This is a genomic window from Pelagibius sp. (genome assembly GCF_028281305.1).
In the GTDB taxonomy this organism is placed as follows: Bacteria; Pseudomonadota; Alphaproteobacteria; order Kiloniellales; family Kiloniellaceae; genus Pelagibius.
The window spans coordinates 125394-151695 of sequence record NZ_JANQKD010000096.1 but is presented as its reverse complement, the minus strand read 5'-3'; the positions used below and the strand labels follow the sequence as shown (position 1 = coordinate 151695).

The window sequence follows — 26302 nt, the reverse complement described above, 5'->3', positions numbered from 1 at the left end:
ATGAACTTGTCGCTGTCGACCTGGAACTTCTTCAGGGCCGTGTCCCATTCGATCTCCGGGATCACAGGCGCCTTGTCCTGGGCCTGGACTTGGTCGATCCCAAGGGACCCGAGCGACGCCCCGACCAAAGCGGCAGCGGCGAGTAAGGGCAGTTTGCGTTTCGTCATCAAGAAGTCTCCTTTGCGTTGGCGTTAGGGCAGGCGTCAACGCGGCACGGGCCGCAGGCCGACGCATCCCGGAAGCCGGCAACCGGCAAAAGATCTGCCGAGCCGTATCTGGGTGGTCGTGGCGTTCAGCCTGTTGGTTCAAAGAAGTCCGCTTCAAAGGACTCGGGTCTGGACGGCAGGGCAAGCGGTGTCCGGCTGGGGCCGCTTGATGTGCTCTCGCTGGTTCCCGCGCTTCGGGGCGCTGGAAGGTGCCCGTCTTCAGCCAATCCGACGCAGGGCCGCCAGCGCCTCGCGCAGGGCTTTCGTGAGCACCTTGTCGCGGCGCATGACCAGGGCCAGAGTGCGATTGAGCTTGGGTGACAGGGGCCGGTAGTCGAGCTGCCTGCGCGCGGTCTTGCCGCGCACCGCGATCTCCGGCAGCACAGCACAGCCGAGACCGGCACCCACCAGTTCCTTGATGGCCTCCACGTTGCCCAGATCCATGACCGGGGTCGGGGCGATCTCTGCCCGTGCGAACCACTCGTTCACCACGCGGCGCGTGTTGCCGCCGGCCTCGTAAAGCACGAGGGGGCGCTTTGCGAGAACCGCTGGCGTCACCAGCCTGGGCAGCGGCTCCCCATCGGCAGCGGTTACGGCCACAAAGGCATCCTTCATCAAAGGCGTCACCTCGAACATCCGTCCGATCACCGGAAGCGTGACCAGTCCAATGTCCAGCGCGTTCTCTTCCAGGCTTTTCAGGACATCGCCGGTATCGCCGGTTCTCACGGTGATCTCCAGCGTCGGGAAGCGGCGCCTCAGATCGCGCAGAGCGGGCGGCAACAGGTAGATGCAGGCGGTCGCGCCGCATCCAATCCGCACGCGCCCCAGCGCGCCGCTCGCATGAACAGCCATGCTGTCCAGCGTCGCGGTGACGGTCTCCTCGATGCGCCGCGCATGGTCCAGCAACTCCACACCTGCCGCTGTCGGCGTCGCGCGCTTTCCGACCCTCTCGACGAGACGTACACCCAGACGCTTCTCAAGATCGCGGACCTGAAGGCTCACGGCCGGCTGGCTCAGTTGCAGCCGCTCGGCAGCGGCGGAGAAGCTGCCGCGCGCGATAACCTCGGTGAAGGTTTGAAGCTGATCGAGCTTGAGGTTTCTCATATCAAAGCTCTCATTATGATTTGCATAAAGAAGCAAATATTTACTTATCTTCAGAGAAGCGGCTTATAGAAGAACCGTGGCCTGCCGGTCAAGGGTTCAGGTCCCGTTTACAGGCTCAAAGTCGAGGACCGAGATGACGAGAGTTCGAACGCGCGCCGATGGCTTGTTTCTTGTTCTGAAAGCGCGCGACATGGCCAATGAATTCCTTGGGTTGGCGGCTTTGGGTCTATACCTGCGCATTGCCAGGCGCCTGCGCGTTGCGGCCGGCCTGGACGGCACCGGCAGTGTGGCGACCACCGCATCGCGGCAGCGATGAGCGAGCCTTTCCCCATGGCGATTCTCCGATGCCGGTCGAAAGCGGGCGGTGGCGACCAGGCCCTGATCATCCGCGACGCCCGTCCGTCCGACATGCCGGCCATCGAAGAAATATACGCCCGCGAGGTGCTGCAGGGGCTCGCGAGTTTTGAAGAGGTGCCGCCGACGGCGAACGACCTCTTGGCACGGCGTGAGCGGGTGCTTGCGCTGGGTCTTCCCTACCTTGCGGCGGAGCTTGGCGGAGAGGTCGCCGGCTATGGCTACGCCAGCCCCTATCGGCCGCGTCCCGCCTACCGGCATACGGTCGAGAACTCCGTTTATGTGGCGGACGGCTTGCAGGGGCGGGGGATCGGCCGGGCGCTGCTATCGGCCCTGATAGCGCGCTGCGAGGCCGGTCCCTGGCGCCAGATGATTGCGGTGATCGGCAACAGCGGGAATACCGGCTCCATCGCCCTGCATGCGTCCCTGGGCTTCGAACGCGTGGGCGTTCTGCAGGCTGTCGGCTTCAAGCACGGGCGCTGGGTCGATACGGTCATCATGCAACGCGGCCTCGGCGCAGCCCGGCAAAGCCCGCCGGAAAGCGGTGCCTTGTCCGGGCGCTGACCTGCAATGCCCCGCCGCACGGTTTTCAGCCTGGCGCTTTCGCAGCTCATCTGTTGGGGCGTGTCGTTCTACCTGATCGGCGTCTTCGGCAGCAGGATCGGTGCCGAGATGGGATGGAGCGCGACGCTGGTCCACAGCGGCCTCTCCGTTGCCCTTGTCGTGATGGGTCTGATCTCCCTCCCGATCGGCTGGCTTATCGACCGCTTCGGCGGCGGGCCGGTCATGGCGGCCGGCTCCCTGTTCTCCGCGGCCGGCTGTCTCGGTCTCGCGATGGTCGACGGACTTGCCGGCTACTATGCAGCCTGGGTCTGCCTCGGGTTCGCCATGCGGGCGACGCTGTACGAAGCGGCGTTCGCGGCTCTGGCGCGGATCGGCGGTGCCCTGGCGCGGCGCCCCATCGCCCAGGTTACCCTGCTGGGCGGCCTGTCGTCCTCGGTCTTCTGGCCGCTCGGCTATGCCCTTGCCGAGGCTTTCGGGTGGCGCGGTGCCCTGGTCTGCTATGCCGCCCTGGCGCTCGCAACCCTGCCGCTTCATCTCTCTCTGCCTTCGACGCGGCATGTCGCTTCGTCGATAGGCAAAGGTAACCGCGGCGTTGTACCGCCGGCGCGTCCGGCGGTGCGCGCAAGGTCTCTCGCCCTGCTCTACGTCCTCGTCATGACGCTGACAACGGCCCTCAGTGCGGCCATGGCGGCCCACATGATCGGGCTGTTGAGCGAACTCGGCCTGGGCGCCGCCGTCGCGGTCGCCGTCTCCGCTCTGCGCGGCCTCGGTCAGACCCTGGGGCGCCTGCTGGAGGTTCTCTTCGGGAGCCGCATCGATCCCATCGACCTGAACCTGGCGGCAACGCTTCTGCTGCCGGTCTGCTTCATCGTCGGCCTTGGCGCCGCCATCTCCCTGCCGGCTGCCGCATCCTTCGTCCTTGTTTACGGCGCCGCGAACGGAGTCATCACCATCACGGGCGGCACCATGCCGCTCAGACTCTTCGACTCGGCGGCCTACGGTGCTTCGGTCGGTGCCTTGCGCAGTCCTGCCTTCCTGGCGGCAGCGGTCGCGCCTTTTGCTTTTGCGGCAGTCTTGGAGCGCTGGGGCGCCGAAGCGGTGCTGGCGGTCTCGACAGTCCTCGCCATCGTCGCTGTTGCCGCTTCGGTGGCTTTGCGGGTTTCGGCAAGGCGCGTCGCCCCGCTGGCTTCGAGGGCGGATGCAGCCAGTGAACAGCGCTCGTAGGTGTTGCCCCTTGTTGGCGGGCGGATGTTTCAGAACCGGGAGAGGACCAGGCCGGCGCTGACCAGGGCGACGGCGCCGATCCTCTGGAGCGTGATCTCCTTGACGGCCAGTCCGAATGCGCCCGATGCATCCAGGATCAATGCCGCTGTGAGCTGACCCAGGATGAGCACCGCGAAGGTGGTGACGACGCCCAGACGCGGAACGCTCCAGAGCACCGCCCAGACATAGAAAGCGCCCAAGGCGCCCCCGGTCCAGCACCACCAGGGCACGGCTTTCAGAACAGCCAGACCGGGAAGGCCACCGCGCAGACTGACGACGGCGAGCAACAGCAGAAAGCCGATACCGAAGGAAATCATCGCAGCGGCGACTCCGTCGTCGACGCTGCGGCCCAGCGCTGCATTGATCGGCGCCTGCACGGCCAGCGCAATGCCACCCAACCCCACCAGCACCAAGGCCGTCCAGAATGCTGCCCCCACCTGATCCTCCTGTTGCCGGTGTTCGGAAGCGGCAGTTTAGCTGCCGCGCAGAGGCGTGGATACGAGGACGTTGGTATCGTCGGCTTTGCAGCTACAGGTGCCGGGTGATCCAGGTCCGGGCTTGTTCAAGGGTCTCGGCGGTCTCACCCGCCAGGCCGGGTGGCCTGTCGACCATCACCACTGGCAGTCCGAGCTGCCGCGCCACGGCGACCTTGGCATAGGTCGCCGGGCCGCCGCTGTTCTTGGTCACCAGCGCCTCGATCCCGTGGTCCTGAAAGAGGCGGCGCTCACCGCTTTCCTCGAAAGGCCCACGCCCGAGCACGACCTGGCTCCGGACCAGAGGCAGCGCTTGGCGCGGTGGATCGATCATGCGCACCAGAAACCAGATGTCCCTCAGCGGCTCGAAGGGCGCCAGCTCCTGGCGGCCGACCGTCAGGAACACCCGCTTGGCCAGACCTGAAAGCGACTCCGCGGCGGCCTTGGCATCCGGGACTCTGATCCAACGATCGCCTGCGACCGGCTTCCAGGCTTCGCGCTGGACCACCAGGCGGGGGGTGCCGCTTTGCCGGCAGGCGGCTTCGGCATTGGCCGAGATTCGGGCGGCAAAGGGATGGGTTGCGTCGACCAGCAGGTCGATGCGCTCTGCGTCCAGGTAGCGCACCAGCGCCTCCACCCCGCCGAAGCCGCCGATGCGCAGGGACCCGGGAAGGGCCAGCGGTTGTTCGGTTCGCCCGGCAAGGGAGGAGATCACCTCGATGCCCGCGGTGCCGGCAAGCCACTCCGCCAGAGCGCGGGAGTCGTCGGTGCCGCCGAGCAACAGAATTCGCCGCACGTCCCTCATGGCCGCCCGATCATCCTTCCCAGCCCCGCGCGCGGGCGGCCTCTTGGCCCTGGCGGTCGAAGATCATCACCTCGACGGCAATGTCCGGATGGTCGAGGGTGGCCAGCGCCACCGTCCTTGCTTTTTCTGCGACGGCGTCGGCCAGCGGCAATCCCGCGGCTGCGGCCATCTCCAGCACCTGTTTGGCGGTATTCGCTTGCTGTGCCTCTTGGACTGCCTCCGGCGTTGCACCGAGGTCGCGCAGGACCGATGCCAGCAGGTCGAAGTCCACCTGGCTGCGGCCTGAGTGGAGATCGAGATGGCCGGCCGCCAGCTTGCACAGCTTGCCAAAGCCACCGGCGAGGGTAAGACGCGGCAGCGGGTGCTTGCGGAGATACTTCAGCAGGCCGCCGGCGAAGTCGCCCATGTCCAGCAACGCAATTTCCGGCAGGCTGTAGAGTCTTTGCACCGCCGCCTCCGACGTCGATCCGGTGCAGGCGGCGGCATGGGTAAGGCCGTTGGCGCGGGCGACGTCGATACCGCGATGAATGGAGTGGATCCAGGCTGAGCAGGAGAACGGGACCACCACGCCGGTGGTGCCGAGGATGGAGAGGCCGCCGAGGATGCCGAGGCGCGGGTTCCAGGTCTTCGCCGCCAGGGCCGCGCCGTTGTCGACCGAGATTTCGATTTCGACGTCACCGGCATCGCCGTGCGCCGCCGCAACCTCCTGGACCACGGCCGTCATCATCTGGCGCGGCACCGGGTTGATGGCCGGCTCCCCCACTGCCAGGGGCAGGCCCGGCTTGGTCACGGTGCCGACCCCCGGCCCGGCCTTGAAGATGACTCCCTGGCCGGCTGGCGAACGCCGCAGGGTGGCGCCGACGAGGGCGAGGTGGGTGACGTCCGGGTCGTCGCCGGCATCCTTGACGATGGCGGCGCTGGCCTGGCCGCCCTCCAGCCTCTCCCGCGCCAGGGCGAAGGCCGGCTGCTCGCCCTTTGGCAGGGTGATGCTGACCGGATCGGGAAACTGCCCGGTGAGCAGCGCGGTGTAGGCGGCCTTGGTGGCCGCCGTGGCGCAGGCGCCGGTGGTCCAGCCCCGGCGCAGGTCTCCCTCGGGTTTTCGGGTCATGTCGCTATTCTACAAATCGGCGCATCTTGTTGGCTAGGCTGGCGAGGTGTCGCGGTCTACACTCCAGCCAATGAAACGCGACTCCCTCAACCTTCCGGTCTTTCAGCCCGGCAGCGTCTGGCTGGTCGGTGCCGGCCCCGGCGATCCCGGCCTTCTGACCTTGCACGCCGTCAACGCCCTGGAGCAGGCCGATGTCCTGGTCTACGACGCGCTGGTGGGGGAGGCCGTGCTGGACCTCGCGCGGCCGGACTGCGAGCGTCTCTATGCGGGCAAGCGCGGCGGGCGCCCTTCGCCGGTGCAGGCCGACATCTCCCAGCGTCTGGTCCGCCTGGCCCAGGAGGGGCGGCGGGTTCTCAGGCTGAAAGGCGGCGACCCCTTCGTCTTCGGGCGCGGCGGGGAGGAGGCCCTGGCCCTGGTGTCTGCCCGCATTCCCTTCCGGATCGTTCCGGGCATCTCGGCGGGGATCGGCGGCCTGGCCTATGCCGGCATCCCGGTCACCCACAGAGATACCAACTCGGCCGTCACGTTCCTGACCGGCCATGGCGTCGGCGGCAGCGTGCCCGACGGCATCGACTGGGCGGCGGTCGCCAAGGGCTCGCCGGTGATCGTGCTCTACATGGCCATCAAGCACATCGCCGCCATTGCCGGCGCCCTGATGGCAGAGGGCAGGGCCGCCGGGGAACCGGTGGCGGTGGTCAGCCAGGCAACCCTGCCGGCGGAGCGTATCGTCGAGACCACCTTGGGATGCTGCGCCCAGGACATCGTGGAGTCGGGCATCGAGCCGCCCTGCATCGTCGTGATCGGCGAAGTGGTGCGCCTCAGGGCCGGCCTCGACTGGCAGGGTGCCGCCGCAGGCCGTGTTCTGGACGCGGACCCCCTGGATCTCCGCAGTCACCGCGAGACCGGTTGATGGCCGGTCCTGCTGGATGTCGGCCTGCCGGATTTCTGATTGCGGCACCGGCCTCGGGCAGCGGCAAGACCACGGCCACTCTGGCGCTGCTGCGCTACCTGCGTGACACGGGCCGCCGGGTCTCCTCCATCAAGGTGGGGCCGGACTACATCGACCCGGCATTTCACGCTGCGGCTTCCGGGCGGGCCTGTTTCAATCTCGATGCCTGGGCCATGCGGCCCGAGACGCTGGAGGCGACTTTGGCGCTGGCGGGCCGGGACGCCGAGTTGATCGTCGGCGAGGGGGTCATGGGGCTCTTCGATGGTGCCGCCGCGACCGATGCACGCGGCTTTGCAGCCGGCTCCACGGCCTCTTTGGCTGCGCTCCTGGGCTGGCCGGTCGTCCTTGTGGTCGACTGCAGGGGCATGGGGGCGTCGCTGGCAGCCCTGCTGCGCGGCTTCGCCGAGCACCGTGCGGAGGTGGTGCTGGGCGGTGTGATTCTGAACGCCGTCGCCTCCGAAAGACATGAGGCCCTGCTCCGGACCGCCTGCCGCGAGGCCGGCCTGCCTGTGCTCGCCGTTCTGAGGCGCGATGGGCGTCTGGCCCGGCCGTCGCGCCACCTTGGGCTGGTGCAGGCCGGCGAAGATCCGGCCCTGGAGGGCTTCCTCGACCATGCTGCCAGGGCCCTGGGCGGGACCTTGGATTCCGACGTCCTGCAGGCCCTGTCAAGGCCTGCGCGCGGGATTGCGGCCGAAGCGGCAGACGTCGCACCTGAACGGCAGCGCCCGCCGGCCCGGCCGCTGACGCCGCTGGGCCAGCACATTGCCGTCGCCAGGGATCTGGCCTTCTCCTTTGCCTATCCCCTGGTGCTCGAAGGCTGGCGTGCTGCGGGTGCCGAGATCTCATTCTTCTCGCCCCTTGCAGGAGAGGGCCCCGCTCCGCAGGCCGACGCTGCCTACCTGCCCGGTGGCTATCCGGAGCTGCATGGGGCCGCCCTGGCGGCGAGCGGTGGCTTTGCGGCTGGGATGCAAGCGCTGGTTGCGCGGGGCGGCACCGTTTACGGCGAATGCGGTGGCTACATGGCGCTCGGACGGTTCCTTGAGGACAAGGACGGTACCTGCCATTCCATGCTTGGGCTGCTGCCGCTCGAAAGCTCGTTTCGCGAACCCCGGCGCCGCCTCGGATATCGCCGCGCAGAGCTGCTGGCGGAGGGGCCGCTTGGCCCGGCGGGTACAGAATACCGCGCGCACGAGTTCCACTATGCCAGCGCGCAGGGGTGTGCCGGCGCGCAAGGGGCGGACGGGGAAGCGCTGTTCCGCCTCACCAACGCAGCTGGCGAAGAAGCAGGCCTGGCCGGGCGGCGCGTTGGCCGGGTGATGGGTTCTTTCCTGCATCTGATCGATCGCGAATCGGAGCCGGCGGCGGCCTTCAGCGGCTGACGTAGGCAAACCCTAAGGTTGTAATCGTCACAGAATTGTTTTTGGATTGGGCTTGCGAAAGGCGTTCTAGTCCGGACAGCCTTTCCGAACTGGTCCGCAGAACACTTTGAATCTGAAGCTAAGCGGGCCAATCAGATTTACTTTGCTAATTGATTAGATTACCTAGAAAGCGAACGTCAGCGGCGAACCGGCGGATATCAAGGGCCACAGGGACTGCGGTGGGAACGCGGTCCGCATTGTACGGGGCCTGAGGCCGGTACCGCGGGGTCGCCGGAAAGCAGAGCAGAAGCCAAGACAAGCGCGGCCAAGGCGAAGTCCGCCATGGACCGCGCCAGCACAGTGGGGGACGGATAGATGGAAGAGTCTGTATCCAACGTTTGGGGCATGGTCGTCGGCCTGGTGACCAGCTACGGGCTGAGCGTCGTCGGCGCCATCATTATTCTCATTATCGGCTTCATGGTGGCCGGCTGGGTGAAGTCGGGCGTCAACAGGGCACTCAGCAAGATCGAAAAAGTCGACGAGACGCTGCGGGCCTTTTTCGCCAGCCTTGCCTACTATGCTGTCGTCATTTTCACCGTCATTGCCGTTCTCGCCCAGTTCGGTATTGAAACGACCAGCTTCATCGCCGTTCTCGGTGCGGCCGGCCTGGCCATCGGCCTGGCGCTGCAGGGGACTCTCAGCAACGTCGCCGCCGGCGTCATGCTGTTGCTCTTTCGCCCGTTCAAGATCGGCGACTATATAGAAGGCGGCGGCCTGGCCGGGACCGTGAAGAGCATCACCCTCTTCGTTACCGAACTGGCGACGCCGGACAACGTGCAGATCATTGCGCCGAACTCCCAGCTTTGGGGATCGGCCATCAAGAACTACAGCTTCCATGCGACCCGCAGGGTCGACCTGGTCCTGGGCATCGCCTACGAGGACGACATCGACCGCGCCCTCAGCGCCTGCCTGGACGAGGCGAAAAAGGATTCGCGGGTGCTGGCCGATCCGGCGCCGATGGCGGCCGTCACCGATCTGGGCGACAGCTCCGTCAACTTCACCATCAGGCTCTGGTGCAACGCGGCGGATTACTGGGGGCTGAAGTTCGACATGACCAAGAACTTGAAGAACCGGATGGATGCCGAAAACATCTCGATTCCCTATCCGCAACGGATGGTTCACACCAGCGTCGCGGCAGCGGCCGAGTAAGCGACCCGCCGCCCGCGAGGGCCTGCGGCTTCTCGGTCTGAGAGTGCTGGCCGCGACAGCGTTCTCCGCCGCCGTGGCCGGAGCCGCGGCGCTGCCTGCCGGTCCGGCGCTGGCTCAGGGCAGCCTGCTCGACAAGGCAAAGGATCTTCTCGGCGGCGAAGGCAGTGCCGGCGCTGCCGGCAGTCTCAGCACCGCCGAGATCAGCGATGGTCTCCGTGAAGCCCTGCGCGTCGGGACAGAGCGGGTCGTCGGCCAGCTGGGCCAGACAGACGGCTTCAACGCAGACCCGGATATCCACATTCCGCTGCCGGAGTCGCTGCAAGGCGTTCAGAAGGCCTTGCAGACCGTGGGCATGTCGGACCTGGCGGACGACCTGGAACTGCGCCTCAACCGCGCGGCCGAGCAGGCCACGCCGCAGGCCAAGCAGATTTTCTGGGATGCCATCTCGGCGATGACGGTGGAGGACGCAGAGGCGATCCTCAACGGGCCCGATGACGCGGCAACGCGCTACTTCCAGGACAAGATGACCGCTCCGCTGGGTGAGGCCATGCGCCCGGTCATCGATCAGTCGCTGGACGATGTCGGCGCCATCGCCGCCTATGATACGATGATGGGCGAATACAAGGCGCTGCCCTTCATGCCGGATGCGAAGGCGGACTTGACCGATTATGCCTTGGAGCAGGCGCTGGACGGTCTTTTCACCTACGTCGCGCGGGAGGAGGCGGCCATCTGCAGCGATCCGGCGAAGCGCACGACAGAGATTCTGCAGAAGGTTTTCGGGGGTTGAGGGTTTTCGGGGGTTAATGCGCCGCGGCACCGGCCCGGCGCCTGGTTAGGAGGTCTTGAGCGACATGAAGAAGCTATTGATCGGCCTGGGCGTGATTGTCGTGCTGCTGATCGCGGCCGTGGTCATCGTCCCGATGGTGGTGCCCCTGGAGAGCTACAAGGCGGAGATCCAGGCACAGGCCAAGCAGGCGACGGGGCGCGATCTGCGCATCGACGGTCCGATTTCGCTCTCGCTGTTTCCCGCCATCGCAGTTTCGGTCGAGGATGTCGGATTCTCGAACGCCCCCGGCGCCGGAGCGCCGGAGATGGCCACGATCGAAAGACTGGATGTGGCCCTTCAGATTCTGCCGCTGATCGGCGGCGAAGTGGCGGTTGACCGCTTTATCCTGGAGCGGCCCGTCATCAATCTGGAAGTCGACGCCGAGGGCAAGGCGAACTGGGACCTCGCGACGGGCACGGCTGCGCCGTCCGAGCCGTCGGCTTCGGGTGGTGACGCCGCTCAGGATGGCGGGGGCAGCGCCGTCAATGAAATCCGCCTGGGCGAGGTGCGTCTGATCGACGGAACCATAAACTACCTGGACCAGCAGAGCGGCCGCCGGGAAACGGTCAGCGAGATGAACATGGAACTCTCGCTGCCCAGCCTGGCGTCTCCCTTCGCCGCCGAGGGCTCGGCGGTCTGGAACGGTGAGACCATCGCCCTCACCGTGAATGCGGAGAGCCCGCGCGGCCTGATGTCCGGCGAAGCCAGCAATCTGGCCATGAAGGTAGAGGCGGCTCCAGTGACGTTCGCCTTCGACGGGGCAGCCCGCAACGCAGAAGAACTGGGGCTGCAGGGCCAGTTGAGCCTCGCGGTTCCGTCAATCCGCAACCTCGCGGCCTGGGCGGGGACTCCCCTGGAGTTCCCCGGTGAAGGCCTTGGGCCCTTCAATCTGGAAGGCATGCTGGAGATGACCGGCGCCAAGGTGGCGCTGACCGAGGCCAAGCTCGCCATCGACGAGATCGCCGGCGACGGCCTGTTCTCCGTCGACGCGCGGGGCGCCAAGCCGGTAATCAAGGCGGAGCTCAATGTCGAGCAGTTGAACGTCAACCCCTACCTGCCGCCTGAGGCGCCGGCGGGTGAGGGTGGTGACGGCGGTACGACTGCTGCTGCGTCCGGTGGCGGCACGCAGGACGCCGGCGACTGGAGCGACGAGCCGATCGACGTCTCGGCCCTCAGCCTTCTCGACGCCGACCTGGCCTTCAATGCCGGCGGTATCCAGTTCCGGGAAGTGAAGATCGGCCAGAGCAGTCTGGCCGTGCTGCTGCAGGACGGCAAGCTGACGGCCGAGCTGGCGGAGATGCAGCTCTATGAGGGCAACGGCAAGGGCACGATCGTGGTCGATGGCTCGAGCGGCCAGCCCGCAGTCGCCGCGGACTTCGACCTGGCGAACTTCCAGGCCGGCCCGTTCCTGAACGATCTGGCCGACTTCGACCGCATCCTCGGCACCACGGAAACCAAGCTTTCGGTCACCGCAGCCGGTGCCTCGCAGCGCGAACTGGTGTCCAGCCTGCAGGGGGACGGCGCGGTGGTGTTCCGCGATGGGGCGGTGAAGGGCATTAACCTGGCTGCGATGATGCGCAACATCTCGGTGGCAGCCATCGATCAGTCCTTTGATGCCGCGGAGCAGACCGACTTCGCCGAGCTTTCCGGCACCTTCCAGATCGACAAGGGGATCGTCTCCAACCAGGATCTCTCCCTCGTCGCGCCCCTGGTGCGGATGACGGGCGCCGGCACCATTCCGCTGCCGCCGCGCACCGTCGATTACGAAGTGACACCGAAGCTGGTTGGTTCCCTGGAAGGGCAGGGCGGCCAGTCGGATCTGGCTGGTGTGGCGGTTCCCATCAAGGTCACCGGCCCCTGGCACGACATCTCCTACAAGCCGGACCTCGCCGGTGCGCTGACGGATCAGATCAAGGATCCCGGCGCGCTGCTGGAGAAGGTGCCGGAGGCGGGCGACCTGAAGGATGCCACGGAAGGCGGCGCAGAGGGTCTGCTGGACAGGTTGGTACCCGGTAGCGGTGGAGACGGCGAGTCGGAGTCGCCGCTCGACCTCAGGCGGGGCCTGTTCGGGAACTGACCGGGAAAGTCATGGGACGCCGGAGCACAGGCACGGATTGGTCGTCAAGGGTGGCGCGTGTGATCGCGCTACCCTTACTGCTGCTGGCCGCGGCCTGTACCTCGACGCAGCCGATTCCGCCGCAGGTCTTCATCAGCGATCTGCGTTTGCTCGACAGCTCGGTTTTCGAGCAGCGCTTCCAGATCGATCTGCGGATCGGAAACCCCAACGACTTTGCCCTGCCGCTGGACGGCATCACCTTCGATCTGGATGTCAACGGGGCCGACTTTGCGAGCGGCTTTTCCAACCAGTCCGTGACCGTGCCCCGCCTGGGGGAGGCCGTACTCTCAGTGACTGCGTCCACCACGCTTGTCGATCTCGTTCAACAGATGGTTCTGTTGGCCGAGCGGGGCGACCTGACCTACAGGGTGCACGGGGTGGCCTATCTCGACAGTCTTGCCCGGCGGCGCGCGCCCTATGAGTCCATCGGCACCTTCCGGCTGTTGCGCGAGCAACAGATCAAGGCCGAGCGGGCGCCATTCCCAGCGCTCGACTGAGGGCTGTGGGCCGGCGTTGCGAAAGATCGCCCGCGACCTAATCACTTGTATCGAATCCTAAGCATTTGAAGTGGGGACTGCCTCTTCCGCAGTGCCTGCCTTGCGGGTATTCTTCTTGCCCAGCGCTTGTCTCAGGTATGACAGCGCGGGAGGCAGATAAGAACAAAATCAGATGAACACAGAATCTGACAGGCAGTTGGGAGGACACGGCATGACGGTAACCCACAGCGAGCTCGGCAGCGGATTCCCGCCGGTGCGCCGGCTGGAGCTCGAGCGTCCCTGGACCTGGCTTTCCGCCGGCTGGCAGGACATGTGGCAGGCGCCCGGCGTCAGCCTCGTTTACGGCGCGATCTTTACGCTGGTGTCCTTTGTCATCACGGCCGGCGTGCTGTTGGCCGACTTGGCCTATCTGCTCCTTCCGCTGGTGGCCGGTTTCATGCTGGTGGGGCCGATGCTCGCGGTCGGCCTTTACGAGACCAGCCGGCGGCTCGAGACCGGGGCGCCGGTTACCCTGGGCGCCGCGCTCTTCGTCGCCACCCGCTCGCCTATGCGCCTGGCCTTCCTCGGCGTCACCCTGATGATCGTGCTGCTGGTCTGGATGCGCCTGGCGACCCTGCTCTTCGCCCTCTTCCTCGGCACCACCGAGGTGCCGCCGATGGCGGACATCGTGCCGACGCTGCTGTTCACGCCCAATGGCCTGTCTCTGCTGATCGTCGGCTCGGCGGCAGGCGCGCTGCTGGCCACCTTGGTCTTCGCCATCAGCGTGATCTCCGTCCCGCTGCTGATGGAGCGCGACGTCGATTTCATGACCGCGGTCATCACCTCGATCCAATCGGTACTGCGCAATCCGAAACCGATGCTGCTCTGGGCCTGGCTGGTGGCGCTGCTGACCGCTGGGGGGCTGGTGACACTCTACCTTGGCCTCATCATCACCTTCCCTTTGGTCGGCCATGCCACCTGGCACGCCTACCGCGATACCATCGGCCGCTGAATGGGACTGCCGCTCCATTTCTGACCGCTAGAGCGGGTCCGCGCCTGCATCAACTGCGGTGGTGCCGATCCGACTCGTTCTTTGCGGCCTCATCCTCCTCCTCTTCGTCCAGCAGGACGCGGTGGGCAGCGCCGTCGAGGTCTTCGAACTGGCCGCTTTTGAGCGCCCAGAGAAAGGCGACGAGGCCGAGCAGGCCCAGCAGGAGGGCGACCGGGATCAGGTAGATCAACGCGCTCATGCGCCGTCGGCCCGGTTTTTCAGGTTCAGGCGCATGGCGTTCGCGGTGACGATGATCGACGAGCCCGACATGGCCGCTGCGGCGATCAGCGGCGTCACGAACCCGGCCACTGCAATGGGGACCGCGATGAGGTTGTAGAGCATGGCCAGGCCGAAGTTCTCGAACACCAGCCGGCGGGCGCGGCGTGCGGTGCCGATGGCCTCGACCACAGGCGACAGGCGCTCGCCCTGAAAAACGATGTCGGCGGCGATCTGGCTGACATCGGCGGCCTCGGCCGGGGAGAGGGAGGCAAAGGCGGTGGCGAGCGCCGGGGCGTCGTTCAGGCCGTCGCCGATCATCGCCGTGCGGCGGCCCTGCGCCTTCAGGTCTTCCAGCCGTGCGATCTTGTCGGCGGGGCGGCAATCGCCGTGCCAGACATCGATCCCCAGGTCTTCGGCAAGTCGCGCCACCACGCCGCTGCGGTCGCCCGACAGCAGCTCCACGGCAATCCCTCGTGCCTTCAGGGCAGCAATCACGTCGGCCGCGTCGGCCCTGGGGGCGTCGTTGAATGTGAGCCGCTGAGGAGCAAAGTCGCCGCCGCTCAGCCAAAGCTCCATCGCGTCGTCGGCAGAACCGTCATCGATCCCGCACCAACCGCGGCGGCCGAGGCGGATCGTCTTGCCGTCGATCTCGGTCGAGAGGCCGTCACCGGCATGTTCCTGGACGGTGAGATCTCTCCCAGTGCCTGCTGCCGCCCGGCTCAAGGCGCGGGCCAGCGGGTGGCGGCTGTGACGGGCGATATCGGCGGCCAGGGCGAGCAGGGCGGGGTCGACTTTCGCGCGGTTCTGCAGGGAGGGGCAGCCGCGTGTCAGGGTGCCGGTTTTGTCGAAGACAACGGTATCGACCTGAGCCAGACGCTCCAGCGCGTCGGCGGACTTCACCAGAATACCCTGCTTCATCAGGCGCCCGACGGCGGCGACCTGGACCGCCGGCACCGCCAGGCCCAGGGCGCAGGGGCAGGTGATGATGAGGACCGCAATGGCGATCATGAGGCTGTCCTGCCAGGGCAGGCTGGAGAGCGCGAGCCAGCCGGCGAAGGTCGCGGCGGCCAGCAGGTGGACGACGGGCGCATAGAGGCGGGCCACCCGGTCGGCGAGGCGCACGTAGCGGTCGCGGCCCTGCTCGGCGGATTCCATCAGCCGCACGATTTCCGCCAGCAGGCTCTCGTCGGGCAGCGCGGTGACCGCGATGCGCAGCGCACCGCCGCCGTTGACCGTGCCGGCATAGACCGCGGCGCCCTCGTACACGGGCTGCGGCAGGCTTTCGCCGGTCAGGAGCGAGGCGTCGACCTCCGAGCGGCCGGACAGGACCTCGCCGTCCATGGGAATCCGCTCCCCGGCGGCCACGGCCACGGTCATCCCGGGTTTCAACCGGTTGATGGGGAGGCTCTGCAGGCTGCCGTCGGCGGCAACCACCGTTGCCGCCGTTGCCTTCAACGCCGTCAGGTTCTCGGCGGCCGAGCGGGCCTTGCCGCGCAGGCGCAGATCGAGGAATCGCCCGATCAAAAGGAAGAACAGCAGCATCACGGAGGCATCGAAGAAAACATGGTCGCTGCCGCGCAGGGTTTCCGAAAGGCTCATGCCGGCCGCGAGGATGACGGCGAGGGAGATCGGCACGTCCATGTTGGTGTGGCCACTGCGCAGCACCGTCAGCGCTGAGCGGAAGAAGGGCCGCCCGGCATAGGCAACGGCGGGCAGGGCGATCATTGCCGAAACCCAGTGCATCAGGGTGCGTGTCGCCGGTCCCATGTCGGTGACCAGGCCCGACCAGACGGAAACCGACAGCAGCATCACGTTGCTGGCGGCAAAGCCTGCAACCGCCATGGCCCAGAGCAGCTCCTTTTCCTCCGCCGCCGAAGCGCTCTGCAGCTGCTCCGGATCCAGCGGCACCAGGCGGTAGCCGCGCGCGGAGACTGCCGCCAGCAGGGGCTCTGCCCCTGTCTTCTTGGGATCCCACTGCAGTTCGAGACGGCGGGTGCTGAGGTTGACCCGCGCCTTGATGAGGCCGGGTGCGCCCTCGACCGCCGACTCGATGCTGCGGATACAGCTTGGGCAGTGCAGGTTCTGCACCACGAGAGTCAGTGCTTCGCTGCCGTCGTCCTTGCGGCGGAGCTGATCGGCGAAGTCGGCCGCAGTGAGGCCCGTTTCCGTCGTCTGCGCGAGTTCCGCGACGACGCCTCCGGGGCAGCAGCCGGCGGCGGCTGCCTGGGGCGCGGCCGTCTGGGGCGCGGCCGTCTGGGGCGCGGCCGCCTGGCTCGCCGCCTTGGCGCGCGGGAGGTCGGGGGCTATTTCAACCATAGGCGCGTCTTCATCTCAAAGGCCGTGCCCTGCACCGTCGCGCGGCCGCCTTCTGCGAGCAGGGTAAGATCCCAGTTGCCGCGCAGCGGCAGGGTGACGTCGGCCACGTACTCTCCTGGCGCTGCCTCGGTGAGGGTCACCGGCTGGTCGTGGCCATCATGGGTCGGGCGCTTCAGAACCCCGGTCACGGTTAGTCCGGTCACTGCGGCCCCGTCGCGGTCGCGGAGGGTCACGGTCAGTTCCTCGCCGTCGACACCCAGGTCGGTCATGGCCACAGCGGCCTGCCAGCCCAGGCTGCGTTGCGCGTCGCGGTCGGCCAGGGTCTCGTTGTAGTTCAAGCCGTCCTGATAGGCGCTGTCCGTCGTCACTCCGGTGAAGGTATCGAGGGCCAGGTAAACGAAGACCGAGTTGACGGCGATGATCACCCCGAAGAAGCCGAGCATTGCCGCGAGCACGTGTTTGCCGCGTATCTTCATGGCTGCGCTCTCCATGCCTGTGGTGTTGCTCATCGGCTGCTCCTAATCCTCTGGTCCTAATCCTCTGGTCCTAATCCTCTGGGCCACGGAAGACCGTGTCGTTGCTGGCTGCGCCGCCGGCCTGGTCGACGATGCGGAAGGTGACGTCGACCGCGCCGTCGGTCACGCTGTCGCGCGGGGCGGTTGCGAAGACACGGAAGCTGGCAAGGCTGTCCGGTCCGACCGCAAGGGCACCGGGATCAGCGCCGGCGCCGACCACCGTCAAGACCGCGCCGGGCAGGCCCACCAGCTCGAGCCCGAAAACCCGCTCCTGATGCTGCTTGTTGATGATCTTCACCGTGTAGCCGTTGCGGATCGACCCATCGGAGAGCGCGACGAAGAGCGGGTTGCGGTCGCGCAGGATGTTGAGATCCAGATCGGCGCGGGTCACCAGGGTAAACAGCATGATCGCACCGACCACGGCGATCAGGCCGGAATAGACGATGGTCCGCGGGCGGATCAGCCTGAGACGGGGCTTCTCGCCGGCGCGGACGCGCTCGACATTGGCCAGGGTGCTGTATTCGATCAGGTTGCGTGGCAGCCCTACCTTGTCCATCACCGAGTTGCAGGCATCGATGCAGAGCCCGCAGGTGATGCACTCGAGTTGCTGGCCGTCACGGATGTCGATGCCCATGGGGCAGACGGCAACACACTGGTTGCAGGCGACGCAGTCGCCCAGCGCAGAGGGGTGGTCGCCTTTTTTGCGGGCACCGCGCGGTTCGCCGCGGTCCTCGTTGTAGGTGATGACCAGCGACTCTTCGTCCAGAAGGCCGCCCTGGATGCGCGGCCAGGGGCACATGTAGGTGCAGACCTGCTCGCGCGCGAAGCCGCCCAGGAGGTAGGTGGTGAAGGTGAGGACGCCGATGGTGATGTAGGCCACCGGCGCGGCCTGAAAGGCGAGGAGGTCGGCGGCCAGTGTCGGTGCATCGGCGAAGTAGAAGACCCAGGCGCCGCCTGTGCAGACGGCGATGACAACCCAGGCCACCTGGGTGCCCACCTTGCGCAGCACCTTCTCAACGCCCCAGGGCGCTTTGTCGAGGCGGATGCGCGCTGCCCGGTCGCCCTGGATCGCGTGTTCCACGGCGATGAAGAGGTCCGTCCAGACCGTCTGCGGACAGGTGTAGCCGCACCACACGCGCCCGGCCAGGCTGGTGATCAGGAACAGACCGATCGCCGCCAGGATCAGCAGACCGGTGATGTAATAGACCTCCTGCGGCCAGATCTCGATGAAGAAGAAGTAGAACCGCCGGGCCGGGAAGTCGATCAGAACCGCCTGGTCAGGCGCGTTGGGGCCGCGGTCCCAGCGGATCCAGGGTGTCAGATAGTAGATCCCGAGGGTCACCGCCATGATGACCCATTTCCACCGCCGGAAGGCGCCCTTTGCCAGCTTCGGATAGATCTTTATCCGCTTCTGGTAAAGGGAGCGCTTCTCCTTTTTGTTGACCGGTTCAGCGTCGGAGCGTTCTACGCCCCCCTGTCGGCCTGCCGTCACTCCCGCGGTGGTGTGCTCCACGACCGCCTGTTCGACCATGATCTCTCCTCATACCAAGGCTACCCTTGGTCACCACGTCACTCACCGCCCCCGAGGGAGTGAACGTAGACTGCCAGTTGCTTGATGGTCGCCTCGTCGAGACGACCGGTCCAGGCCGGCATCATGCCGGCACGGCTGTTGGTGATGGATTCCACCACAGCGCTCTTGTCGCCGCCGTAGAGCCAGATGGCATCAGACAGGTTCGGCGCCCCCAGTTCGTAATTGCCTTCGCCGTTTTCCATATGGCAGGCACTGCATTGCTCGGCGAAGGTTACCTCGCCCCGTGCCGCCGCCGCGGCGTCTTCCCCGCTCCCGGAGAGCGCGAGGACGTACTCGGCGACGTCGTTGATTTCCTCGCGCGTCAGAAGTTCGTCGCGGCCGTAGGCCGGCATCTCGTTGAAGCGGGTCTCTTCATGATCCGAACGGATGCCGAAGTGGATGGCGTGGCTGATTGCCTCCAGGCTGCCGCCCCAGATCCAGTCGTCGTCATTGAGGTTCGGATAGCCGACGTAGCCGGCCGCGCCGCGCCCGTGGCATTGCGAGCAGTTGACGGCGAAGGCCGATCCGCCGCCGGCCAGGGCGAACTCCAGAAGCTCGCTGTCGGCGACGATCTCCTCCAGGGAGGCGTCCTCGATGCGGTTCAGGTAGACGCTCTGCGCCTCGCGCGCCGTGGCTACGGTCTTGGCCAGCTGCTCGCGCGAGGAGTAGCCCAGCACACCGGCGGTGTGGCTGCTGATCAGCGGCCAGGCCGGCATCACGATCCAATAGGCAAAGGCCCAGAGGCAGGTCGCGTAGAAGGTCCAGAGCCACCAGCGGGGCAGGGGATTGTTCAGTTCCTTGATCCCATCCCACTCGTGTCCGGTGGTCTCGACCCCGGAAATCTGATCGACTTCTTTGTTGTCGGCCACGATCAGTCCTCCTCAAGCGGGCGGCGCGCCGCTTCTTCGAATTTCTTCTTGTTCTTGGGCCAGAAGGCGTAAACCAGCACGCCCGCGAACAGCACCATGAGATAGAGCAGGCCGTAGGTGGCGGCGAACTCCGCGACTTTTTCGTAGGTCGAGTCGGGTGTCATCGCGCGGCCTCCTAGCGGTAGTTCGCTTCGGGCTCGTAGGTCTCGAAGTCGACCAGTGTGCCCAACATCTGCAGATAGGCGATCATCGCGTCCAATTCGGTCAGCTCGGGATTGCCATCGAAGTTGGCCACCTTCGCGCCGGGATAGCGTTCCAGCAGCGCGTCGGCCGCGTCGGTGTCCGGCGTGACCTGGGCCAGCAGATCCGCCTCCGCCGCCTCGATCATCTCGTCGCTGTAGGGGACCCCGACCCCGCGGTTGGCGCGCAGGTGGTCGGCGATGAAGCGGACGTCCAGCGTCGTCTCGGCCAGGAAGGGATAGCCCGGCATGATCGACTCCGGCACCACCGAGCGCGGGTCGTTCATGTGCGCCACATGCCAGTCGTCGGAGTAGCGTCCGCCGACCCGTGCCAGATCCGGCCCGGTGCGCTTGGAGCCCCATTGGAAGGGATGGTCGTACATGCTCTCGGCCGCCAGCGAGTAGTGGCCGTAGCGCTCCTGCTCGTCGCGCAGCGGACGCACCATCTGGCTGTGGCAGTTGTAGCAGCCTTCGCGGATGTAGATGTTGCGGCCGACCAGTTCCAGCGGGCTGTAGGGCCGCATGCCCTTCACCTTCTCGATCGTGCTTTCGAGATAGAACAGCGGCGCGATTTCGACCAGGCCGCCGACGGAGACCACCAGCAGCGTCAGCACCAGCAGGAGGATCGAGTTCTTTTCGATGACGGCGTGTTTGAATGCCATGATTGCCTCCTTACTGCGCGGCTGCGGCCGGCTGCGGCGCTGCGGCGGGAAGGCCGGCGACCTTCTCCTCCTTCAGATCGCCGCGGATGGTCCGCCAGCAGTTGTAGACCATGATCAGAGCACCCAGCAGATAGAGGGCGCCGCCCAGGGCACGGATCACATAGAAGGGGTGCATCGCTTCCACCGTCTCGACGAAGGAGAACTCCAGGAAGCCGAGGCTGTCGTAGGCCCGCCACATGAGACCCTGCAGGATGCCGGAGACCCACATCGCAGTGATGTAGAGCACGATGCCGATGGTCGCGACCCAGAAGTGGAGGCTGACCAGATTGACCGAATAGAGCCGCGTGCGGTGCCAGAGCTTGGGCACGAGGTAGTAGATGGCACCGAAGCTGACGAAGCCGACCCAGCCGAGCGCACCGGAGTGCACGTGGCCGACGGTCCAGTCGGTGTAGTGGCTCAGCGAGTTCACGGCCTTGATGGACATCACCGGACCCTCGAAGGTGCTCATGCCGTAGAAGGCCACCGAGACCGCCAGCATGCGCAGGACCGGGTCGGTGCGCAGCTTGTCCCAGGCGCCCGACAACGTCATCAGGCCGTTGATCATGCCGCCCCAGGAGGGCATCCACAGCATGATCGAGAAGGTCATGCCCAGGGTCTGCGCCCAGTCCGGCAGAGCGGTGTAGTGCAGGTGGTGCGGGCCGGCCCAGATGTAGAGGAAGATCAGCGACCAGAAGTGCACGATCGACAGGCGGTAGGAATAGACCGGCCGGTTCGCCTGCTTCGGCACGAAGTAGTACATGATGCCCAGGAAACCGGCGGTCAGGAAGAAGCCCACCGCGTTGTGGCCGTACCACCATTGGGTCAGCGCGTCCTGCACCCCGGCAAAGAGCTGGTAGCTCTTGGCGCCGGTCAGGGAGACCGGCAGTGCCAGGTTGTTGACGATGTGCAGCATCGCGATGGTCACGATGAAGGCCAGGTAGAACCAGTTGGCGACGTAGATGTGGGGCTCGCGCCGCTTCATCAGCGTGCCGAGGAAGACCAGCAGGTAGACGACCCAGACGATGGTCAGCCAGAGATCGACGTACCACTCCGGCTCCGCATATTCCTTCGACTGGGTGACACCCAGCACGTAGCCGCTGGCCGCCATGACGATGAAGAGCTGATAGCCCCAGAAGACGAACCAGGGTGCCCAGTCGCCGGCCAGCCGTGCCTTGCAGGTGCGCTGGACGACGTGGAACGAGGTCGCGAGCAGGACGTTACCGCCGAAGGCGAAGATCACCGCCGAGGTGTGTACCGGGCGCAGCCGCCCGAAGTTCGTCCAGGGCAGGTCGAGGTTGAGCGCCGGGTAGGCCAGCTGCAGCGCGATCACCAGCCCGGCCAGGAACCCGACGATCCCCCAGAACAGGGAGGCGATGCAGCCGGCGCGGACGACACCGTCGTTGTAGAGAACGCCGCCTTCCTCGCGCGCGATCGGATCGGCGCCGTCGTAGTGGCGCTTGATCATCCAGAAGACGCCAAGCGTGCAGAAGGCGACGAAGAGATAGCCGTGCAGGGCGATTGCCCCGTCTCGCGCGTTGGCAACGAGGAATAGGCCCATCAGGCCGCCGGCGGCCAGAATCAGGCCCAGACCATAGGTGAGTGGTGAGGTAGCCTTGACCTCGCTCGCGCTGTTCATGGAGTGCCCCAGTAGTGACGTGTTCTGGTCCGGCGATGACCGCAGCTGAAGGTGCTCTGACACTCTTGGCGCCGCCGGTTCGACGACGTCGCAATCCCCCCTCCAGCGTCGGCGACCACCGACCCTTTCAGGTTTTTCATGACAGTCTCGCTCAAGCTTGCCATTGATCCAGGTCAAAGCCACATAAGCTGCGGTAGACTTCGGGGAAGGCCGCGGTCTCAGGGAATGCTAATCTTCCGGCTGCTCTTTGCGCCATGCGTCACAAGGCCGCGCGGCAAGCTGTACAAAAGCCAGTAAAGACAAGCGGTTGGCGGGTCAGACCTCGGAGGGCAGATCCCGCTGGGGCGGGCCCTTCAGGCCGGACCCGGGCCAGAGGCAAGGCCGAGCCGCGTAGGTTGGGTTAACGTAAGACAACGGAGTGAACCGCAAGGTGCCCGCAAAAGACAATCAAGCCCCGAGGAACGACTCGTCGGGAAACAACGAGGCGGAAGCCGGTCAGCCGGGGCCGCTTAGCGCACCGGTTGCCCCCCCGGTCGCCCCCAGGCATCCCAAGCAGATCACATTGCACGGCATCGTGCGTGAGGATCCCTATGCCTGGCTGCGGGCGGACAACTGGCGCGAGGTCATGACCGATCCTGCCGCGCTGGGCTCCGACATCCGTGCCTATCTGGAGGCAGAGAACGCCTTCACCAAGACGGGAATGGCCGCGACCGAAGCGCTTCAGAAGACCCTGTTCGAGGAGATGAAGGCTCGGCTGAAGGAAGACGACAGCTCGGTGCCGAGCCCGGACGGAGCCTTTGCCTACTATCATCGCTTTGAGATCGGCGGCCAGCACCCCCTGTTCTGCCGCAAGGCGACCGGCGGCGATGTCGAGGAGGTCCTGCTGGACGGCAACCGCGAGGCGGAAGGGGAGACGTTTTTTCGCGTCGCTTCCTGCGAGCACAGCCCGGACCACCGCTTCCTCGCCTATGCCGCCGACCGCAACGGGTCAGAGCAGTATGTGATCAACGTCAAAGACCTGGAAACCGGCACGCAGCTCAAAGAGAGCATCACCGGCGCTCAGGGGGCCATCGCCTGGGCGAACGACGGCCAGACCCTCTTCTATGTGACCTTGGACGCGGAGCACCGGCCCTCGAAAGTCTTTCGCCACCGCCTGGGAAGCGACCCCGCGGAGGACGTCCTGGTCTATGCGGAGCCCGATCCCGGTTTCTTCATCGGCCTGGGCGTCACCGAAAGCCGTCGCTTCATCATCATATCCGCCCATGACCACACGACCTCCGAGGTGCGGGTGGTGCCGGCGGATCGGCCGGAGGAGGACGCGCGTCTTCTGGCGCCGCGGGACAGCGGCGTCGAGTACTCTGTGAGCGATCAGGGCGACCGCTTCCTGATTCTCACCAATGCCGACGGGGCCATCGACTTCAAAATTGCCGAGGCGCCGCTCGACGATGCAGGGCGCGATGCCTGGCAGGACCTGGTACCGCACCGCCCCGGGCGCCTCGTTCTCAGTCTCCTGGCCTTCAAGGACTACCTCGTCCGCCTTGAGCGCGTGAACGGTGTGCCGCAGGCCATCGTCACCGCCATGGCCGACGGCAGCGAGCACACGATCTCCTTCGACGAGGAGGCCTACTCCCTGGGACTGCTGCACGGCTACCTCTACGACACGGCGACGCTGCGTTTCGTCTACAGCTCGCTGACCACGCCGGTGCGGACCTACGACTACGACATGGCGCAGCGCAGCCGACAGCTCCTGAAGGAGCAGGAGGTGCCGAGCGGACACGACCCTTCCGACTATGTGAGCGAGCGCTTTCTCGCGAAGAGCCACGACGGCGCGGAGGTGCCGGTCTCCCTGGTGCGGCACAAGTCCACCCCGCTGGACGGCTCGGCCCCGCTGCTGCTTTACGGCTACGGATCCTACGGCCATGCCATTCCGGCGGGCTTCTCCACCAACCGCTTCAGCCTCATCGATCGCGGTTTCATCTATGCGATCGCCCATGTCCGTGGCGGCACCGACAAGGGCTATGGCTGGTACCTTGACGGCAAGCTGGAAAAGAAAACCAACACCTTCCTGGATTTCATTGCCGCCGGCGAGGCATTGGTCGCGCGCGGGCTGACCCGCAAGGGCCGTATCGTCGCCCACGGCGGCTCGGCCGGCGGGCTGCTGGTGGGGGCCGCGGTCAACATGGCGCCTGCGCTGTTCGGCGCGGTCATCGCCGAGGTGCCCTTCGTCGATGTCCTGACCACGATGTGCGACAAGGAACTGCCGCTGACGCCGCCGGAGTGGCCGGAATGGGGCAACCCCATTGAGGATGCGCAGGCCTACGCAACCATCGCCGCCTACTCGCCCTACGACAACGTGGCGGCGCAGGACTATCCGCCGATTCTGGTCACGGCCGGCCTGACCGATCCGCGGGTGACCTATTGGGAGCCGGCCAAGTGGGTGGCGAAGCTGCGGGCCGTGAAGACCGACCGCAACCCGCTGTTCCTGAAGACAAACATGACGGCAGGGCACGCCGGGGCGGCCGGCCGCTTTGACAAGCTCAACGAGGTGGCTCTGGCCTATGCCTTCGCCCTGACGGTCTGCGGCGCGGAAAGCGGCCAGCCGGCCGAGACGGTTGCCGCGGCAGGCGGATGATCCGCTGACTGCGGTACCCGCCGGGCAGGCCATCCAAAGAAGTCCCTTCCGAGCCCTTGACCCTCACGTAGCGTGAGGGCCTATCTGACCTCCTCGCGGAGGTGCAGACGATGCGGAAGTTCACGGTGAAGGAGGTGGCAAAGCTGGCCGGAGTGTCCGTCAGGACGCTGCACCACTACCACGACATCGGGCTTCTGACGCCTGCGCTGATTGGCGAGAACCGGTACCGCTACTACGGCGAAGAGGAACTGCTGCGGCTGCAGCAGATTCTCTTCTACCGGGAGTTCGGCCTGCCTTTGGCGCAGATTGCCGAACTTCTGGACCGGCCCGACTTCGACCATGTGTCGGCACTTGAAGAGCACAGGGCCAAGCTGATTCTGGCGGCCGAGCGCTATCGCCAACTTATCAGGACGGTCGACCGCACGATCGCCAGATTGAAAGGAGATAGGGCAGTGAAGGTAAAGGAACTCTACGTTGGCTTCCCGCCGGAACGGCAGCGCGCCTATGAACAGTGGCTGACCGAGCATTACGGCGGTGACATGGCCGATATCGTCGCAGGCAGCCGGAAGCACTTCCAGGCCAAGTCTGAGCAGGAAAAGGCCGCCGCCATGGCGGAACTGGCCGATCTCGAAGCCGGTCTGGTGAGAAAGCTCGAGCACGGCATAGCAGCGGACTCCGATGTTCTCGACCCGCTTCTCAAGCGGCACCATGACTGGATCGCCGCTATGTGGGGGCGGCCCTGCGCGCCCGAAGACTATGCCAGTCTGGCGGATCTCTACCAGTCGCATCCGGACTTCACGAAGCGTTACGAGGCCCTGGCCGAAGGCTTCACCGCCTACCTGACCACGGCCATGAAAGCCTATGCGGCCCGCCAGGAGGATGAAGGCTGAAGGAGGGCCGGACCTCGCGCTCCGGCAGGCGGGGGCGGGGCCATGCTGCCGGTCCTGCTCCTGCCCCTCTTTTTCTCGCTGTCCTCAACTGCGACACTGCGGCCCGTCGTTACGGGAGCGGAGGAGATGGCGCGTGAGCCTGAAGATGTATGACCTGGCTGGAAAGGACCCGGCAGTGCGCTTCAGCCCCTATTGCTGGCGCATCAAGATGGCGCTGGCGCACAAGGGCCTGCCGGTCGAGACTATTCCCTGGCGCTTCACGGAAAAGCACGTCATCGCGTTCTCCGGTCAGGAGCGTGTGCCGGTACTCGTGGACGGCGAGCGGCTCGTCACCGACTCCTGGGACATCGCGCTTTACCTGGACGAAACCTATCCGGAACGGCCGGCGCTCTTTGACGGCGCCCAGGCCCGCGCGGCCGGGTTCTTTATCAAGCGCTGGTGCGAGACCCAGCTGCACCCGGCTCTTGCGCGCCTGATCCTGGCCGACATCGTCCAGGTCCTGACGCCGGAGGACGCGACCTACTTTCGCCAGAGCCGCGAGGCGGCACTGGGGAAAAGCCTGGAGGATTACTGCGAGCCGCGCGCGGACCACTTGAAGGCCTTGGATGCCTGCCTCGTACCTTTACGCTCCTGCCTCAAGGTCACCGGATTCCTCGGCGGAGCGACTCCGGGCTTTGCCGACTACATCGTCTTCGGCGCCTTCCAGTGGGCGCGCTGCTCGTCGCGAGAGCCGGTCCTGCAGCCCGGCGACCCCCTGGCCGAGTGGTTCGGGCAGATGCTTGGCCTCCATGACGGCTTCGGCGCCAAGGCGCCCTGCGCCTTCGCGTCATAGCTGCAGAGACGTCTGCCGCAA

Annotated in this window: 24 protein-coding genes; 12 read left to right on the top strand and 12 right to left on the bottom strand. The window is 66.1% G+C overall.

Going from position 1 to position 26302, the window contains the following annotated elements; translation table 11 throughout:
- Positions 1-425: 425 nt before the first annotated feature.
- Entirely contained in the window at positions 426-1310 is an 885-nt protein-coding gene (locus tag Q0982_RS19095; protein ID WP_299398269.1) for a LysR family transcriptional regulator, read from the bottom strand.
- Between the two features lie 330 nt (positions 1311-1640).
- Here Q0982_RS19095 and Q0982_RS19090 point away from each other — a divergent pair, with 330 nt between their 5' ends.
- Both Q0982_RS19090 and Q0982_RS19085 read left to right on the top strand, forming a co-directional pair.
- On the top strand, positions 1641-2228 hold the full coding sequence (locus Q0982_RS19090) for a GNAT family N-acetyltransferase (protein WP_299398266.1): 588 nt from the start codon (positions 1641-1643) through the stop codon (positions 2226-2228).
- A 6-nt stretch (positions 2229-2234) separates the two neighbouring features.
- Positions 2235-3452, top strand: a complete 1218-nt coding sequence (locus Q0982_RS19085) for an MFS transporter (RefSeq protein WP_299398263.1) — start codon at positions 2235-2237, stop codon at positions 3450-3452.
- Positions 3453-3481: 29 nt separating this feature from the next.
- Here Q0982_RS19085 and Q0982_RS19080 read toward each other — a convergent pair whose 3' ends face one another.
- From Q0982_RS19080 to Q0982_RS19070, 3 genes are all read right to left on the bottom strand, one after another.
- Positions 3482-3928, bottom strand: a complete 447-nt coding sequence (locus Q0982_RS19080) for a DMT family transporter (protein ID WP_299398261.1) — start codon at positions 3926-3928, stop codon at positions 3482-3484.
- Positions 3929-4019: 91 nt separating this feature from the next.
- Complete coding sequence (locus Q0982_RS19075) at positions 4020-4769, bottom strand: cobalt-precorrin-6A reductase (protein ID WP_299398257.1); 750 nt, start codon at positions 4767-4769, stop codon at positions 4020-4022.
- 10 nt (positions 4770-4779) lie between these two features.
- Entirely contained in the window at positions 4780-5877 is a 1098-nt protein-coding gene (locus Q0982_RS19070; RefSeq protein WP_299398254.1) for a cobalt-precorrin-5B (C(1))-methyltransferase, read from the bottom strand.
- 70 nt (positions 5878-5947) lie between these two features.
- Between Q0982_RS19070 and cobA the strand changes: the two genes are divergently transcribed.
- The 7 genes from cobA to Q0982_RS19035 all read left to right on the top strand — a co-directional run bounded on the left by cobA (position 5948) and on the right by Q0982_RS19035 (position 13823).
- A complete protein-coding gene (cobA, locus tag Q0982_RS19065) occupies positions 5948-6787 on the top strand; it encodes a uroporphyrinogen-III C-methyltransferase (RefSeq protein ID WP_299398251.1) in 840 nt (279 codons plus the stop codon).
- Positions 6787-8205: a cobyrinate a,c-diamide synthase gene (locus tag Q0982_RS19060; protein ID WP_299398248.1), complete on the top strand. Its 1419-nt coding sequence runs from the start codon at positions 6787-6789 to the stop codon at positions 8203-8205. The genes cobA and Q0982_RS19060 overlap by 1 nt, the downstream gene beginning before the upstream one ends.
- A 354-nt stretch (positions 8206-8559) precedes the next feature.
- Complete coding sequence (locus tag Q0982_RS19055) at positions 8560-9393, top strand: mechanosensitive ion channel family protein (protein ID WP_299398231.1); 834 nt, start codon at positions 8560-8562, stop codon at positions 9391-9393.
- Between the two features lie 43 nt (positions 9394-9436).
- Positions 9437-10180, top strand: coding sequence for a DUF4197 domain-containing protein (locus Q0982_RS19050; RefSeq protein WP_299398228.1), 744 nt, complete (start codon positions 9437-9439; stop codon positions 10178-10180).
- Positions 10181-10244: 64 nt separating this feature from the next.
- The gene (locus tag Q0982_RS19045) at positions 10245-12296 is read left to right on the top strand and encodes an AsmA family protein (protein ID WP_299398226.1); all 2052 of its coding nucleotides are present in this window, start codon (positions 10245-10247) and stop codon (positions 12294-12296) included.
- Between the two features lie 59 nt (positions 12297-12355).
- Positions 12356-12832 (top strand): LEA type 2 family protein, encoded by a 477-nt coding sequence (locus Q0982_RS19040; protein WP_299398214.1) that lies wholly within the window; start codon positions 12356-12358, stop codon positions 12830-12832.
- A gap of 211 nt (positions 12833-13043) precedes the next feature.
- Positions 13044-13823 carry a DUF2189 domain-containing protein gene (locus tag Q0982_RS19035; protein WP_299398211.1) on the top strand — a complete coding sequence of 260 codons (780 nt, stop codon included), beginning with the start codon at positions 13044-13046 and terminating at the stop codon, positions 13821-13823.
- A gap of 49 nt (positions 13824-13872) precedes the next feature.
- Here the strand turns inward: Q0982_RS19035 and ccoS are convergent, their stop codons facing one another.
- From ccoS to ccoN, 8 genes are read right to left on the bottom strand one after another with little or no spacing between them, the layout of a single operon-like run.
- Positions 13873-14061, bottom strand: a complete 189-nt coding sequence (gene ccoS / locus Q0982_RS19030) for a cbb3-type cytochrome oxidase assembly protein CcoS (protein WP_299398196.1) — start codon at positions 14059-14061, stop codon at positions 13873-13875.
- On the bottom strand, positions 14058-16397 hold the full coding sequence (locus tag Q0982_RS19025; RefSeq protein WP_299398193.1) for a heavy metal translocating P-type ATPase: 2340 nt from the start codon (positions 16395-16397) through the stop codon (positions 14058-14060). The genes ccoS and Q0982_RS19025 overlap by 4 nt, the downstream gene beginning before the upstream one ends.
- Positions 16385-16906, bottom strand: coding sequence for a FixH family protein (locus tag Q0982_RS19020; protein WP_299398191.1), 522 nt, complete (start codon positions 16904-16906; stop codon positions 16385-16387). The genes Q0982_RS19025 and Q0982_RS19020 overlap by 13 nt, the downstream gene beginning before the upstream one ends.
- A gap of 37 nt (positions 16907-16943) precedes the next feature.
- Positions 16944-18443: a cytochrome c oxidase accessory protein CcoG gene (ccoG, locus tag Q0982_RS19015; RefSeq protein WP_299398189.1), complete on the bottom strand. Its 1500-nt coding sequence runs from the start codon at positions 18441-18443 to the stop codon at positions 16944-16946.
- Positions 18444-18481: 38 nt separating this feature from the next.
- Positions 18482-19351, bottom strand: a complete 870-nt coding sequence (gene ccoP / locus Q0982_RS19010) for a cytochrome-c oxidase, cbb3-type subunit III (RefSeq protein WP_299398186.1) — start codon at positions 19349-19351, stop codon at positions 18482-18484.
- 2 nt (positions 19352-19353) lie between these two features.
- Positions 19354-19515 carry a cbb3-type cytochrome c oxidase subunit 3 gene (locus Q0982_RS19005; RefSeq protein WP_299398184.1) on the bottom strand — a complete coding sequence of 54 codons (162 nt, stop codon included), beginning with the start codon at positions 19513-19515 and terminating at the stop codon, positions 19354-19356.
- An 11-nt stretch (positions 19516-19526) separates the two neighbouring features.
- Positions 19527-20252, bottom strand: a complete 726-nt coding sequence (gene ccoO, locus Q0982_RS19000) for a cytochrome-c oxidase, cbb3-type subunit II (RefSeq protein WP_299398181.1) — start codon at positions 20250-20252, stop codon at positions 19527-19529.
- A gap of 10 nt (positions 20253-20262) precedes the next feature.
- Positions 20263-21756, bottom strand: a complete 1494-nt coding sequence (gene ccoN, locus Q0982_RS18995) for a cytochrome-c oxidase, cbb3-type subunit I (RefSeq protein ID WP_322097071.1) — start codon at positions 21754-21756, stop codon at positions 20263-20265.
- A gap of 589 nt (positions 21757-22345) precedes the next feature.
- Here ccoN and Q0982_RS18990 point away from each other — a divergent pair.
- The 3 genes from Q0982_RS18990 (at position 22346) to Q0982_RS18980 (ending at position 26281) form a co-directional block, all read left to right on the top strand.
- Positions 22346-24559: a S9 family peptidase gene (locus Q0982_RS18990; RefSeq protein ID WP_322097068.1), complete on the top strand. Its 2214-nt coding sequence runs from the start codon at positions 22346-22348 to the stop codon at positions 24557-24559.
- Positions 24560-24669: 110 nt separating this feature from the next.
- The gene (locus tag Q0982_RS18985) at positions 24670-25449 is read left to right on the top strand and encodes a MerR family transcriptional regulator (protein ID WP_299398177.1); all 780 of its coding nucleotides are present in this window, start codon (positions 24670-24672) and stop codon (positions 25447-25449) included.
- A 133-nt stretch (positions 25450-25582) separates the two neighbouring features.
- A complete protein-coding gene (locus tag Q0982_RS18980; protein ID WP_299398175.1) occupies positions 25583-26281 on the top strand; it encodes a glutathione S-transferase family protein in 699 nt (232 codons plus the stop codon).
- Positions 26282-26302 lie beyond the last annotated feature (21 nt).